This is a genomic window from Clostridium sp. AF34-13 (assembly GCF_003477845.1).
GTDB classification, from domain to species: Bacteria; Bacillota; Clostridia; order Lachnospirales; family Lachnospiraceae; genus Butyribacter; species Butyribacter intestini.
Genome location: NZ_QUEB01000012.1, coordinates 1 through 15426 on the forward strand (window position 1 = coordinate 1; position 15426 = coordinate 15426).

General features: G+C 37.0%; 10 protein-coding genes. All 10 read left to right on the plus strand.

What is annotated here, in order from left to right; translation table 11 throughout:
- Positions 1 to 83: 83 nt before the first annotated feature.
- The 10 genes from DWZ63_RS10900 (at position 84) to DWZ63_RS10950 (ending at position 15405) form a co-directional block, all read left to right on the plus strand.
- Entirely contained in the window at positions 84 to 398 is a 315-nt protein-coding gene (locus DWZ63_RS10900; protein WP_118499913.1) for a hypothetical protein, read from the plus strand.
- A gap of 207 nt (positions 399 to 605) precedes the next feature.
- Positions 606 to 1265 (plus strand): YodL domain-containing protein, encoded by a 660-nt coding sequence (locus DWZ63_RS10910; protein ID WP_347474845.1) that lies wholly within the window; start codon positions 606 to 608, stop codon positions 1263 to 1265.
- Between the two features lie 116 nt (positions 1266 to 1381).
- On the plus strand, positions 1382 to 2167 hold the full coding sequence (locus tag DWZ63_RS10915; RefSeq protein WP_347474846.1) for a site-specific integrase: 786 nt from the start codon (positions 1382 to 1384) through the stop codon (positions 2165 to 2167).
- Between the two features lie 108 nt (positions 2168 to 2275).
- The gene (locus DWZ63_RS10920) at positions 2276 to 4375 is read left to right on the plus strand and encodes a zinc-ribbon domain-containing protein (protein ID WP_118499915.1); all 2100 of its coding nucleotides are present in this window, start codon (positions 2276 to 2278) and stop codon (positions 4373 to 4375) included.
- Positions 4376 to 4543: 168 nt separating this feature from the next.
- Positions 4544 to 5008 carry a low molecular weight protein-tyrosine-phosphatase gene (locus tag DWZ63_RS10925; RefSeq protein WP_118499916.1) on the plus strand — a complete coding sequence of 155 codons (465 nt, stop codon included), beginning with the start codon at positions 4544 to 4546 and terminating at the stop codon, positions 5006 to 5008.
- A gap of 375 nt (positions 5009 to 5383) precedes the next feature.
- Complete coding sequence (locus DWZ63_RS10930) at positions 5384 to 7849, plus strand: ATP-binding protein (RefSeq protein ID WP_118499917.1); 2466 nt, start codon at positions 5384 to 5386, stop codon at positions 7847 to 7849.
- Positions 7850 to 7870: 21 nt separating this feature from the next.
- A complete protein-coding gene (locus tag DWZ63_RS10935; RefSeq protein ID WP_118499918.1) occupies positions 7871 to 10381 on the plus strand; it encodes an EAL domain-containing protein in 2511 nt (836 codons plus the stop codon).
- A gap of 303 nt (positions 10382 to 10684) precedes the next feature.
- Positions 10685 to 11968: a serine--tRNA ligase gene (gene serS / locus DWZ63_RS10940; protein WP_022013093.1), complete on the plus strand. Its 1284-nt coding sequence runs from the start codon at positions 10685 to 10687 to the stop codon at positions 11966 to 11968.
- A 103-nt stretch (positions 11969 to 12071) separates the two neighbouring features.
- The gene (locus tag DWZ63_RS10945) at positions 12072 to 12509 is read left to right on the plus strand and encodes a hypothetical protein (protein WP_055940621.1); all 438 of its coding nucleotides are present in this window, start codon (positions 12072 to 12074) and stop codon (positions 12507 to 12509) included.
- Positions 12510 to 12885: 376 nt separating this feature from the next.
- Complete coding sequence (locus tag DWZ63_RS10950) at positions 12886 to 15405, plus strand: ABC transporter ATP-binding protein (RefSeq protein WP_118499919.1); 2520 nt, start codon at positions 12886 to 12888, stop codon at positions 15403 to 15405.
- Positions 15406 to 15426: the final 21 nt, after the last annotated feature.

The following is a 15426-nucleotide window of genomic DNA, read 5'->3' on the forward strand; positions in this document are numbered from 1 at the left end:
TATGCTAAGTTATTTTATAATGTACGCCTGAGTTTTTTGCGCTTACGGAAACTACGAGAAATTAAAAGAGGTAAGGTATCAGGATGTGTACCACAAGGCACTTTGCTATTAACATGGATGAAAAAGGCAGTGACGGGATGGATATGGATGATGAGCTGGAAGCTCCAGAGAGCGAAAAAGAGGTCGCAGACCGTCAGGCGAAGAATATTCCGCTTGCAGAGAAAACAGTGGGTACAGGGCAGGATAAGGGCATCAGACAATATGCAGATGCACCTGCAGAAAGAACATCCCTAAAGGCGAAGCTGGAAACGATGAAAGCAAGGGTTGCAGGAGGAGAAACAGAAAAGTCTATGCCACAAAAGACAAATGGAAAAGAAGAAACTTATAAGATATTTTGAAGTTTTTTTATTTTTATTCCCAACTTTATTCCCAACATGATATAATGAATTTGGTTGGGAATAAAAGTTGGGTAAAGGAGCATACTAATGGATATTAAACAAATTGTTTTAGATTTATGTGCCTTAAGTGATGAACAGGAATGGTTTGAATTTAAATAATGATATTATACATGGAATGAAATGCTACTACTGACGCAGGAGAAAGCATTGGAATTGTTTGACCATGACTTACCTGTGTATCTGTTATACAATGACGGTTCGGAAACCACGGTAGAAGATAGAAAACAGATTACGGAGCATGAAGGAATTTTTGGCATTGAAAAAGGTGATTGGGAAAATGAAAGAAAACTTCGTTCTATGCAGGCTGAACTTTCGGACAATGAAATAAATAAAGAAGCAAAGCTTTTGTACGGCAGTTCTGACAAGTACGGTATTTATCAGTTGAAGCATAATTCGGAATTAGTTCATTTGCGGTTTGAGAGCACAGAGTCTTTAAAGCGTATGGGTATTACAAAGGACAATTTTGATGCTATCAAGCCAGAAAATTATGAACTGATTTATGTAGGAGAGCTTTCTGAACTGCAAGAGCAGACAGAGGGCGAAATGCTGGAAGCAATCTATGAGAAATTCAATATAGACCACCCGGAAGATTACAGAGGGTATTCCCTGTCTGTCAGTGATATTGTGGCCCTGCATCAGAATGGGAAAAACAGTGCTCATTTTGTGGATTCCTTTGGATTTACTGGACTTTCTGATTTTATGCAGACTTTGGAGGGAGTCAAAGAGCAGGAAGCGGAGATTGAAACCTCTGGACAGGATGTCCATAAGTCAGAGTTGGAGAAACAGGAGAAGGAAACTTCGGACTAATTTCCAAGATTCGAGTATCAGATACAAAGCTGTTCTTAATCAAGTTGCAACAGGAGGATGGCAAGAGTTACAGTTCTATCCATACCATTCGAGGGGTGCTTAGACCTGCTTTACAGATGGCAGTGGATGACGATGTTCTCATCAAGAATCCATTCGGATTTGAACTTGCAACAGTTCTGGTTAATGACTCGGTCACAAGAGAGGCAATTACCAAAGATCAGATGAGAAAGTTTTTAAGGTTTGTACATGACGATCTTTTATACTGCAAATATTATGAGGTTGTCTACATCCTTTTCCATACAGGAATGCGAATTTCAGAATTCTGTGGATTGACCTTAAAGGACATCGACCTTAAGAATAATACAGTAAATATCGACCATCAGTTACTTAGGACTTCGGCAATGGAATATATCATTCAAGACACTAAGACCACAGCTGGAACAAGGGTGTTGCCGATAAGCCAGGAAGTAGCAGATATGTTTCGCTCAATAATTGATGATAGATCTAAGTACAAGGTGGAGAAGGTGGTGCAAGGCTGCAGTGGATTTTTATTCCTTGACAAGAACGGAATGCCCCTTGTGGCTATGCATTGGGAACACCGATTTAGGAGTATGCTTGGCAGGTACAATGAGATTTACAAGGTGCAGATGCCTAACATTACACCTCATGTATGCCGACATATGTATTGTTCGAATATGGCAAAATCGGGAATAAATCCAAAGATGTTACAGTACCTCATGGGGCATTCGGATATATCGGTCATAATGAATGTGTACACGCATATCGGATTCGATGATGCTGAGGAAGAATTGAAGCGGATGGAAGAGTTTAGGAAAGCGCAGGCGGAGGTTGAACAGAAGAAAGAGAAGCCGATGTCACAGAAAATGTTTAAGGTTGTTTAATATGGAAAAGAGATGACGCTCTGGCTTAGGCTGGAGCGTTATTTTTTGGTGGAATTTATACGATAACACCAGTATAATATATACTTAGATAAAAGGTGGTGGATTGATATGGCTAAGAAAACTATTAACTGGATTGACAATATGCCCGAATTATTATCAGAGTGGAATTATGAGAGAAATGATGTAGAGCCTATTAATATATCAATTTGGTCAAAAAGAAAAGTGTGGTGGAAATGTAAAGAGGGACATGAATGGCTCTCTTCAATGAATAATCGACAGAAAAAAGTTGGTTGTCCTTATTGTAGTGGCAAGCTTCCGATAGTAGGGTTGACTGATTTGGAAACAACCAATCCTGAATTATTGAAAGAGTGGGATTATAGTAAGAATATTATAACACCAAAAGAAATAAAAGCAGGTAGCGGAATAAAAGTATGGTGGAAGTGTTCACTTGGTCATTCGTGGAGTGCATCACCTAATCATCGAACAAAGGGAAGAGGGTGTCCTATATGTGCTAACAAAGTGGTACTACTAGGGTATAATGACCTAACAACATTAAAACCTAATATTGCATCGGAATGGGACTATGAGAAAAATGGAGAGAAAACTCCTGCTAATTATATTGTCAGAAGTGGAGAAAGAGTATGGTGGAAATGTAAAAGAAATCATTCATGGGAAGCAGTAATTGCTAGTAGAACTGGCAATAAATATGTGGGATGTCCATATTGCTCTGGTTTATTGCCTATAGAGGGAGAAACAGATTTGCTCACAACTAACCCGGAATTAATAAGTGAATGGAATTACGAAAAGAATACATTATTAACTCCAAATATGGTGAAGGCTGGTAGCTCTGATAAAGTTTGGTGGATATGTGATAAAGGTCATGAATGGCAAGCTGTAATAAGTAGTAGAACTGTGAATGAAAGTGGATGTCCGTTTTGTTCTGGGCGATATGCTATTCAAGGCGAAAATGATTTAATGTCGGTCGATTCTCCACTATTAAAAGAGTGGAATTATGATAGAAATGGAAGGCTTACACCAAGTGATTTTAAAGAGCATAGTGCAAGAAAAATATGGTGGAAATGTAAAAAGGGGCATGAATGGTGTTCATCTATTTCTGATAGAAGTCGAGGAGATGGATGTCCATATTGCTCGGGCAAGAGAGTGTTGGTGGGATTTAATGATTTAGCACATATAAATCCATATATTGCAAAAGAATGGAATTATGAAAAAAATGGAAATAAAATTCCACAAAAATATACGTGTAAATCTGGAATAAAGGTTTGGTGGAAATGTGAAAAGGGGCATGAGTGGAAAACATCGATTAGCAATAGAAGTAGGGGAGACGGATGCCCAAAATGCAACTCTGGTATAAGAACTTCATTCCCTGAACAGGCTATATATTTTTATGTAAAAAAGATATATCCCGATGCGGTAAATAGATGTACAGATGTATTGCCTAATGGAATGGAAATTGATATTTTTATACCATCAATTAATGTGGGAATAGAGTATGATGGAAGTGTTTGGCATGAATCTGATAAAGCATTGGAGAAAGAAGTAAAAAAATATATTGAATGTAAAAGGAACGATATTTTTTTAATTCGAGTAAAAGAAAAGGGCGGTAATGCTAGAGAAAATTCATGTGATGTTATGTTACGAATAGATGATAGTTTTAATAATGAGGCATATAGTTCACTGTTTATGCAACTTAGTAAATACATCAAAATTCCGAATGAAATTGATGTGAAAAATGATAGAGTTCATATACAAGAAAATTATAAGACAGAAATAAAAAATAATTCTTTTGGAAGTAAGTATGCTGATTTGGTTGTAGAGTGGGATTCAGAAAAGAATGGAATGTTGACACCATATATGTTTTCGTCAAATAGTGGTGAACGCATTTGGTGGAAATGCTGCAAAAATCATTCGTGGCAAACTACAATATCAACAAGGGCAAAGGGAAGTGGATGTCCCTATTGTTCTGGAAGATACGCTATTAAGGGGGAAAATGATTTGCAGACATTAAGACCAGAAATTGCTAGTGAATGGAATTATAATAAAAATGGAAATTTGCTTCCATGTGAATTTAAGTCTCAAAGTAATAAAAAAGTGTGGTGGAAGTGTAAAGAAGGGCATGAGTGGGAAGCAATTATTGCAAATCGTACTAGAAGAGGAGACGGTTGTCCTGTTTGTGGTAAAAACCCTTAGTAGTAACCCATTCCCTAGTACTACCAATTTTACTACTAACAGGTAGTAGCAACTTGCAGGGTTCTACTCCAATTTGCTACAATCTGTAATTTCAGAGCATTTCATCATAACCCCGGAAAGCCTCGCAAAACAGGGCATTTCCGGGGCAAAACAAGGAGAAACAAAACTATGATAAAAATATTATTCATCTGCCACGGCAATATCTGCCGCAGCACAATGGCACAATTCGTTTTTCAGGACATGGTAAACCATGCCGGTCTTGCCGATGAATTTTTCATCGACTCAAAAGCAACCAGCACGGAGGAAATTGGCAATCCACCGCACCGTGGCACGGTTCGCAAGATGAACGAGCTTGGCATACCGATGCAGCCGCATTTTGCATCGCAGGTCACAAAGAGTGACTACAACAAATTTGATTATATAATAGGAATGGACAAGTGGAACTATAAGAATATGATGCGTATTTTTGGCGGTGACCCGGATGGGAGGGTGTCGCTTCTTCTTGAATTTGCGGGAAGTGGCAGGGATATTGCCGACCCGTGGTACACGGGAAATTTTGATGACACATACAGAGATGTAAAAGAGGGATGCGAGGCACTGTTATACAAATGTGTCGGTGAAATTAAAGCCTGACACAGATTGTCAGGCTTATACAACAGTGATTAGAATTTGCGTGATTACTTAAAATAAGTTCAGCCCGTTGAGTGCCATGATGCATATATGACAGCGTCAAACCTGAATTCTGGTTTATCAATGACGGAAGTACGGATAAAGTCATGCTATATATATGACAACATTAAACCGCCAAAAATTTATCATCTACGGGTGATACGAATCGTTGATGTAAGACTTGTGTTATGTTAGAATTGTAATTAGTGTATTGTATCATTGATACAATATACCAGGTGTGAATGGAATTTTATATGATGTTGGGGCAAAAGACATTTTGCATCATTATATAAAAGGATATAAAAGGGTTAAACTTTTTTGAAAGAGAGGAAACTCTTAATGAAATGGAATTATGATTTTTACATAGCATCATCAGTTGTGTTAATAGTTCTTATAATATATTATTACAGGGTTGCTGAACTTAATAAACTTTCACGGAGAATATATGGATATTTTCAGATAATCTGTCTGGCAAGTTGTGTGACAGATATGTTTTCGACAGTAGTTCTTAGAAAGTATTTTCCGGATATGACAGGTCTTAATTATTTTGGTCAGATGGTTGGATATACTTTTCAGCATTTGATACCGTGTATGTACTTTTTTTATATAGTATCAATGGCACGAGATATAAAGACCATAAGAAAAAAGATGCTTTTTTGGGCGATTCCTGCGATAATAGAGCAGGCTATGATATGGACAGATTATTTTACTGATGCCTTATTTAGTTATTCGGTCAGTGAGGGATACCGGCGTGGACCATTTATGCCGGTTCTTATAGTATGTACTGTTTATTACTTTGCAGCAGCTATTGTGCAGGCATTTTCAAAAGAAAGTATTTTAGAACGCCGTTATAAACTTGTCACAATATGGTTTATGCTTTTAAGTTTTGCAGCTATGCTTACACAGATGCTTAATCCGGAAATTGTAGTTATAGGTGCGAGTAGTGCATTAGGATGTCTTATTATGCAGATGACATTGCAAAACAATATTCTTATCAGACAGGCAAACCACAAGGAGATTGAGGCAAGACAGGCTGCTGAGGAGGCAAACAGAGCAAAGTCAACATTTCTTGCAAATATGTCACATGAGATAAGAACACCTATGAATGCAATATGCGGTATGGCAGATATTCTTGAAAAATGTGAACTCACACCACTTGAACATGAATATGTAGAAACGATACAGACGGCAGCAGAGTCATTGTTGTCCATTATAAATGATGTACTCGATTTTTCAAAGATAGATGCGGGCAAAATGGAACTCTGTCCTGTTGAGTATCGTTTTGATTCATTTATAGAGGGGATTGAAAATGTCATTTCTGCCAGGATTTTTGATAAAAAACTTGAGTTTGAGGTTTCTATGTCCGAAGGAATCCCAATATATATGTACGGTGACTATGCTAAGATTAACCAGATCCTTATCAATATATTGAGCAATGCAGTCAAATTTACCGATTCGGGAAAGATTAAACTTGATATACGCTCAAAGCAGATCAATAAGAACAATATTGAACTGAGTTTTGCCGTTAGCGATACCGGTATAGGTATTAAAAAAGAGGATATGGGCAAATTGTTCAATCAGTTCAGCCAGGTTGATGCTATGCGTAACAGAAAGCGTGAGGGAACTGGTCTGGGACTGGCACTTGCAAAAAAAATAGCACAGCTTATGGGTGGGGATATTGAAGTCCGGAGTGAGTACAATGTTGGAAGCTGTTTTACGGCAAGGATTAACCAGAGAATATGCAATGATGATAGCGAGGAGTTGAGACGGGAGGCAGCAGATAAGTACAGAAATAAGACTATATTTTTATATGAAAATGACTATAGCAGCAGAACGCATTTGATAGAGATTTTTGAACAGCTTAATCTACATGTTATTTGTATTAATTCCATAGACGAGATAGGCAGAGAAGTGTATAATATATATTCAGATGAACAAAAATTGTTTGTTTACAATTATAATGCTTATCTTAGGGTTAAAAATAAATTTTCAAGTAAGGAGTTGTTAAAAAAGATAAAAAACATTGCTCTGCTTGAATTTTATACTGTTTTTGAAGAAAACGAGATGCCGGGATTATATATAAGAAAGCCCTATGATTTGTTCAAAATTTACAGAGTCTTATTTGAAGAAAAATTGGACGGGTATAATATTAATGCCATTGGAAAATTGTTAAAAAATGGTCATGCAGATAATTCGCTCATAAAGCTTGATAATGCAGATGTTGAAGTTGATAAGTCTCGTTCATATAAAGAAAATAATCAGCCTGAGAGTAGACAAAAGGCTGTCGATGTCAGTGATAATAACATTGAGAAAGCTCAAGAAAGCGGGGATGTTAGAGGAAATACGAATAGAAATATTAAGGAAGAAAATTTTAAAAAACAGGATTCTGCCGTGAAAGTTTCGGGTGATATGTTTAAAAATATAAGAGTTGCAATTGTTGATGACAACAAGGTTAATCTTAGAGTTGCGGTAACTCAGTTAAGGCAGCTGGGTGTTATGGCAGAGGTGTTTTCAAGTGGCGGTGCAATTATTAAGGCACTTGAAAGAGAGCGTAAATATGATATGATATTTATGGATCATATGATGCCTGAAATGGATGGCATTGAGACCACGAAAGTAATACGAAATATGGCTTCGCAAGATTGCAAAGATGTTCCTATCATAGCACTTACCGCAAATGCGGTTACGGGTGTAGAGAGAGAATATAAAGAAGCGGGAATGAACGGCTGGATGTTTAAACCGGTAAAACTTGATGATTTTAAGGAGATACTACTTAAGTTTGTATCAAAAGAAAAGGTGTCTTAGGTTTGAATAAGGGGGATTAATATGGATGGAAAAATTTTTGAAAAGCTTATTGAGGTGTCAGAGTGTGCATTCTTTATTTCAAAGCCGGGCGGCGAAATGGAAATAACATATGCAAGTAAAAAATTTTATTCAATATTACAATACACAAAAGAGGAGTTTCAGGAGAAGTTCAAAAACAGTCTTATGGCTGTAATCCTGCCGGAAGAAAAACAGAAAGTTAAAAATCTTATAGCAAGACAGTTTGCAGCCGGCGGTGCAGTAAACATTGAATGTAGGGTAAAAAGAAAAGATGGGACTACCGCATGGCTTTCAATTTCAGCGAAAACCCTGTTACATATGTCGGAAAACAGATTTTTCTGTTCCTGCCTGGACATAACAAAATCCAGGAACAATGTTGAAAATATGTTTAAGGCAAAACATGAGATTGATGTTATCGCAAACAGTATTCCGGGAGGAGTATTGAAAATCCGTATGAAAGACATGAAGATTCTTTATGCCAATGACGGATATTATATGTTGTCAGGGTATTCGAGAGCCGAATTTCATATAAATTTTGGAGACTACTGTGATAAAATAATTTATCCTGCTGACATGAAGATGGTTAAGAGTGTTTTTGGAACGACTGTCGAGAACAATGGTCTTCTTGGCTTTGAGCATCGCATCGTTGGCAAGACCGGTAATACAAAATGGCTTTATGTGAACGGCCGCAAGATTGATGATGAGAGCGGTGAGGATGTATATTTATGTGTTCTTATGGATGTTACATCCAGAAAAAGCATGGAGGCAGAGTTTGAGGAGAATATCAGAAGATTTAAGTATGTCTCAGAGTATCTAAAGGAGACTATGTGGACATATGACATAAATAATAAAACTTTTACGAGGAGTGGAAGTCTCGGCGAATCTTTTTCAAAAGAAAACTTTTTAAGGACATGGGATGACATGCCTGAGATGCTTGAACTTTTCCATCCGGATGATGCAAAGATATTTGAAAAGAATGTAAAAAACAGAATTGAAAATATCGGAAGCAGCCGCTATATATACAGGGTAAGAGATAACAGTTCAATGTTTAGAAATGTTGAGATATGTGCCGTGTCTGTATCTGATAATGGTAATGATAAGCCGGATAAAATTTATACGGTTACCAGACTTGTAGATAATGCCGAAGAAATTTCATCAAGACTCGACCATGAGAGAGAAGAGATTTCAGAGCGCAACAAGCTTGTAAATATGGCTAAGTCAGCACAGGCACAGGCTGAGGATAATATTACATCACTTATGCCGTATGCTTCATTTATGAATAAGGCAGAAAAAATTCTTAGTGAGAGAAAAGAAAAAGAGCATTATGCACTTGTATGTGCCGATATAAATGAGTTTAGAAAATTCAGCCATCATTATGGTTTTTCAATAAGCAACAGGATTTTGGAAGAATTCTCAAAAACACTTCTCAACAATCTTGCAAAAGAGGGTGTTTGCTCACGAGTTGACGGAGATTATTTTGTATTGCTCACAAAATATGAGAGTCACAAAGAGCTTCTGCGTATGATGTCCGAGATGGTAAGAGCAAGAAATGTTGCTGAGGAAGAAGAAAAGGATGTAAATATAGAGTTTGGAACTACCACGGGAATTTATCTTGTTCAGGAGTCAGACTGTGAACTGCTTGAAATGCTTGAAAAGGCAGATATGGCAAGAAGAAGTATAAAAGGGCTTCGTGGAAACCATTATGCGATATATACCGATGACCTTAAGAGTGAGCAGTTCAAGGAAGAAGAAACAATAAGTGAAGTTTATGATGCGGTAAGAAATAATGATATAGAGATATGCTATATGCCTAGAATAAAAGGTGACAGGGAAAAGATTGTCGGCTGCAAGGCTGTTCCAAGAGTACAGTTAAAGGATGGTCATGTCCTTGAATCTGATGAATTGACAAGACTTATCGAGCGTGGCGGAAGACTGAGCAGTTTTGCATTGGCTACTTTATCGACCGTATGCTGCAGCGTCGGGGCATGGAAAAAACTTGGAAACAAAATCGTGCCGTTTTCAATAGAAATGACGGCGAGCGAGCTTTCAATACACAATGTTGTCAGAAAAATAGATGATATTGTTGTTGAAAAGAACGGACTTGAACCAAAGGATGTTATCATAGAAATTCAGGAGAGGTATCTTGCGGACATGACAACGGTGCTTGAAATGGCAATAGAGAAGCTGTGCGGCAGGGGTTACAATGTAGTTATAAGCAGATTTGGAACAGACCACACGGCTATCCACTCTATCAGAAAGTTAAATGTAACGGGAATCAAATTCCACGGAGAGTATTTCAATGAATACATGACATCGGAGAAAGAGTGCATTATATTGAGTAAGACCGTTGAGATGGCAAAGAGTCTTGGACTAACAGTTACCTGTGGAGGAATACACACACCTATGCATGAGGAATTTGCCAAAAAGATAGGCTGCGAGATGTTTGAGGGTGATATGTATTACGGTGCAGTCAGGGCAAATGTATTTGAAAAATGTTTTCTGTCAAATTTATAAGAGCTGTAATTTTATAAATGGGTTCCGGCTTTTACAGAATAGAGCAATAAGCGGTTGGGACTTGTTTATAATGGTGCGGTCGGAAAGAAAAATATTTGTGCTGTTTACATCTGTGGTATGACAGTCAATGTTTCAGGTTGCAATATTTCGATAATATGTGTAAAATAAAATGGATGTCGGGTGACATTTAACCATGATGCAGCCGGCAGCGAAATTCGTTTATAAACGGCTTTAAAATTTAGCTTTGAAAAGCCGTATGATTATGACTATTAAAATGACAAAAGAAGTAAAAGGAGATAAAAAATGATAGACATAAAATTTCTGAGAGAAAATCCGGATATTGTAAAGCAGAATATTAAAAACAAATTTCAGGATGACAAACTTCCTTTAGTAGATGAAGTTATAGAGTTCGATGCTAAGTCAAGACAGGCAAAGCAGGATGCAGATGCACTCCGTGCTTCAAGAAAATCAATTTCAAAAGAAATCGGTGCACTTATGGCTCAGGGTAAGAAAGAAGAAGCTGAGGCAAAGAAAGCAGAAGTTTCAAAGAATGCTGAAAAACTTGCGGAGTTAGAAGAACTTGAAAAAGAGTATCAGGAAAAAGTAAAAGAGAGAATGATGGTCATTCCAAACATTATCGATCCTAGTGTTCCTATAGGTAAAGACGACAGCGAAAATGTTGAGATTGAGAAATTTGGTGAGCCTGTTGTTCCTGATTTTGAAGTGCCATATCATACAGAGATTATGGAAAAATTTGATGGTATAGACCTTGATGCAGCAGGAAAAGTTGCAGGAAACGGTTTCTATTATCTTATGGGAGATATTGCAAGACTTCATTCAGCAGTTATTTCATATGCCAGAGATTTTATGATTGACAGAGGATTCACATATTGCATACCACCATTTATGATTAGAAGTAATGTAGTTACCGGTGTTATGAGCTTTGCTGAGATGGATGCCATGATGTATAAGATCGAGGGAGAAGATTTATACCTCATCGGAACAAGTGAACATTCAATGATCGGTAAATTTATCGACACTATTGTTGATGAGAAAGAGCTTCCAAAGACTCTTACAAGCTATTCACCATGTTTCAGAAAAGAGAAAGGTGCTCATGGTATAGAGGAGCGTGGAGTTTACCGTATACATCAGTTTGAAAAGCAGGAAATGATAGTTGTATGTAAACCTGAAGAAAGCAAGATGTGGTTTGATAAATTATGGCAGAATACGGTTGACCTGTTCAGAAGTCTTGATATTCCTGTTCGCACACTTGAGTGCTGTTCAGGAGATCTTGCAGACCTTAAGGTTAAATCTATTGATGTTGAAGCATGGTCACCTCGTCAGAAGAAATACTTCGAGGTTGGAAGCTGTTCAAATCTTGGTGATGCACAGGCACGCCGCCTTCAGATTCGTGTTCGTGGCGAGAATGGTGAAAAATACTTTGCACACACCCTCAACAATACGGTTGTTGCACCACCTAGAATGCTTATCGCATTTCTTGAGAACAATCTTCAGGCAGATGGAAATGTCCGTATTCCTGAGGCACTCAGACCGTATATGGGGGGCAAGGAGTTTTTAGGTAAATAATCATAACATTTAGATTTGTTTTATTGCAGACCGTAATGTTACATCTATAAGGTATGTCATTGTCTGCATATACTATACAGCAGATGAATTGGAGGGATTGCACATGACACTTGACAGAAAAGACTTTAAGAAAAAGCTGGATGAAAATGTGCATGAATGTGCACAGTGTGGTCGTATATTAAATAAGGTGTATAAGGATGACCTTTGTCCGGAGTGCAAGGATTTGAATTTGTTTGCGGAAGTAAAAGATTATATCCGGGAAAATGAAGTAAAAGAAATAGATGTTGCAGAACATTTTGGAATACCTGTTTCAAAAGTCCGCAGATGGATAAAAGAAGGTCGTATTCAGTATAAAGAAGGGGAAAATATTACACCAATTCATTGTCAGATATGTGGAAAAACCATAGATTTTGGTTCTGTATGTCCTGAATGTAGAAGGAAAAATGGTCTTCACATATATGCAAAAAAATCTTATAGTGATGATGATATACAAAGTGCAATGAGATTTTTAGGTAAAAGTGAAGAGGGCAAAAGATATTAGTATAAAGAATAAAAAAGAAGCAGTGCGGTTTTTTTCGTGCTGCTTCTTTTTTAATGTAGTAAAATGCTAGTAATGTAATGCCAATGAGAATTGCTTTGCTATTTTATATTCAAATTGTATAACAAATTGCACAAAACAGCACTGATTTCTGTGGCTTTTTATAAATGTAAGAAATGATATGATAGATTTAGATTTCAAATGTTTTGTATTGATTGCAGCAATATTTTGTGGATATATATTGCGTCAAAGTCAGCTTATATATCGTTATAAATAAATAAGCAGGTTGTTTGCTGAATTGATTATATGCTGTGTTAATCATTGATTATGACAGTTTTACAAACACAAAAAAGCATAATGAAAAAAGGGGAGGAGTAAAATGATAAGATTAGAGAATATATACAAATATTACTATTCTGAGTCATCGGTCACACAGGCACTCAGAAATGTAAATCTTGAATTTTCAAAAGGTGAGTTTGTTGCCATTACCGGAGAGAGTGGCAGTGGAAAGACGACGCTTTTAAATGTGATAAGTGGTATTGATACATACGACGAGGGCGAGATGTATGTCAATGGACAGCCTACATTCCAATATGATGATGACGACTGGGAAGCGTACCGCCGAAATAAGATAGGCTTTGTCTTCCAGAATTACAATCTTATAGGTCATTATACCGTACTCGACAATATGATAAGTGCACTCCTTATACTCGGTGTCGGCGAGAAGAAAGCAGAGAAAAAGGCGTTAAAATATCTTGAGAAAGTCGGACTGAAAGGTTTTGAGAAAAGCAGGGCTTCAAAACTTTCAAGCGGTCAGAAACAGAGACTTGCCATCGCAAGAGCACTTGCAAAAGAGACGGATATTATCATGGCGGATGAGCCGACAGGAAACCTTGACAGCGAGACTGGACTTCAGATAATAAAACTTTTGGCTGAATTATCAAAAGAAAAACTTGTTATCATGGTAACTCACAATTATGAACAGGCACAGGACTATGTGACGAGAAAGGTTAAGATACATGATGGTGAGATAGTGCTTGATGTGGCAGTAAATACGGATAAGAGGATAAATTATAAAGCTGAACAGCCGAGTGATGATAAAAATGCGGATGCCGGGGAAAAATTAGGAAATCAGCCGAAAAACACACAGGCAGATTTAAATCAAAAGAGGAAAGAAGAAAACAGCATCGCAAGGTATTTTGCGTGGAAAAACTTTTCTACCCAAAAATTAAGAGGGCTGTTGTTTATAGTGTTTTTTATGGTTGTTTCAACTGCATCATTCTTGTTTTTAGGTCAGATATATTCCAATATTGATGATTCATCAACAAAAAAATATGACGATTCAGTTTATTATAATGGTGATAAGACGAGAATATCCGTAAGGAAAAAAGACGGAACATCTTTTAATAAGAGTGATATAGAAAAACTGAATAAGATAAAATATGTAAAAAATACAGATATATGCGACAAGGCAGATGATATAAATTATTACTGCGAGGAGGGAAAGGATTATAAATATTCATATGGTGCGGTAGAGTCAGATGGTTCATCATATGGTGCATTGGATCCGGATGATTCATCATCTTCATATAGCATCCGTACACAGTCGGAGAACAACTGGACATTTGCAAAAGGTATTAAAAAAGCTGTAAAACAGGATATGAATGTTAATTTTATCAAAAAAAATAAGTTTATGAGGTCGGTTAGCTGCATTACAAAATCAGACCTTGTGAAAGGAAGTCTTCCAAAGAAAAACAACGAGGTTGTCGTATATTCAAAGGACAGTTCAGTAGTCGGAACGACGAAGAGGTTTTATTTTACGGCAAAAAACATTTGGGGAATGGACGGATATTACTACGAGGATATGAAAATTACAGGTTGCCTTAAGGAAGAGACAGAGCAGGCATATTTTGCAGAAAGTCTTTGTAATATGCTTTCGTCATCAGATGATGGGGCAAAATTTAAGATTGATTTTATGTATGATACAAAGACAGACAGTTATCAGGGAAGTTACAAATTGATTCCGATATACAGTGAAACAAGGGACAACCTGTATGACAGTAGTGCGGACATGACTGAGGATGAGGACACAAAAGACAAAGATTATGATTATAGAAATGGAGTGCCATCCGGCGAAAAAGCAAGAGCTTCATGCAATACACAGGTTACATTAAATAATTTAGGTACTTATGATGAAACATACGATGAAGATGCAACTGCGATGATGGGAACAGACAGACTTACCATAACCAAAAAAGATAAAAATGGTGAGCTGACAGGAGAGAGTGATAAGCTTGTGCTTGAAGTGACAAAAGAAGTGACTGATTATTCGGACAGGTTTATAGAAATCTCAAAGCATCTTTATTATAAGTATTTCAAGAATGAGAGCAATCAGGCAGCGGTTTATATCAGCAATTATGCAAAGACGGATAAAGTTATAAAAAGTATTGAAAAGCTTGATAAAAATTATGAGGCTGTAAGTGCCTATAGAATGTCACTTGGAGAATATAATGATGAAAAAGTATCAGAGCGGCTTGTAACACTTGGAATAGCACTTGGAGTTCTTGTAATGCTTATTATACTTGAAATCTTTATTCTTCGTTCACTCATGAAGATTAAGATTAAAGATTATTTTGTACTTAAATTTATAGGTATGAAGTTGAATACGATAAACAAGATAAGTATTATGGAAATGTTTTCGTATTGTGCGGTCACGATTGTTTTTGTGATAGTGGCGGCAAATATTATCGCATTGTGCGGCAGCCGTGTAATGATTGATATGCTTGCCTATTATACGATACCATTTTATCTGATTTTTATAGTGTATAATCTTATCTTGTGTGGTGTTACGGTAAAAGCGTTTAATAAGTTACTTGTACAACGAATGATTAAGAATTGATGTTTGAACAGGCAGAAGAAC

Bases quoted from the DNA above. Each gene is read 5' to 3' on its own strand.
- DWZ63_RS10900 (WP_118499913.1), top strand. From the start codon at position 84: ATGTGTACCACAAGGCACTTTGCTATTAACATGGATGAAAAAGGCAGT.
- DWZ63_RS10915 (WP_347474846.1), top strand. From the start codon at position 1,382: ATGGCAGTGGATGACGATGTTCTCATCAAGAATCCATTCGGATTTGAA.
- DWZ63_RS10920 (WP_118499915.1), top strand. From the start codon at position 2,276: ATGGCTAAGAAAACTATTAACTGGATTGACAATATGCCCGAATTATTA.
- DWZ63_RS10925 (WP_118499916.1), top strand. From the start codon at position 4,544: ATGATAAAAATATTATTCATCTGCCACGGCAATATCTGCCGCAGCACA.
- DWZ63_RS10930 (WP_118499917.1), top strand. From the start codon at position 5,384: ATGAAATGGAATTATGATTTTTACATAGCATCATCAGTTGTGTTAATA.
- DWZ63_RS10935 (WP_118499918.1), top strand. From the start codon at position 7,871: ATGGATGGAAAAATTTTTGAAAAGCTTATTGAGGTGTCAGAGTGTGCA.
- serS (WP_022013093.1), top strand. From the start codon at position 10,685: ATGATAGACATAAAATTTCTGAGAGAAAATCCGGATATTGTAAAGCAG.
- DWZ63_RS10945 (WP_055940621.1), top strand. From the start codon at position 12,072: ATGACACTTGACAGAAAAGACTTTAAGAAAAAGCTGGATGAAAATGTG.
- DWZ63_RS10950 (WP_118499919.1), top strand. From the start codon at position 12,886: ATGATAAGATTAGAGAATATATACAAATATTACTATTCTGAGTCATCG.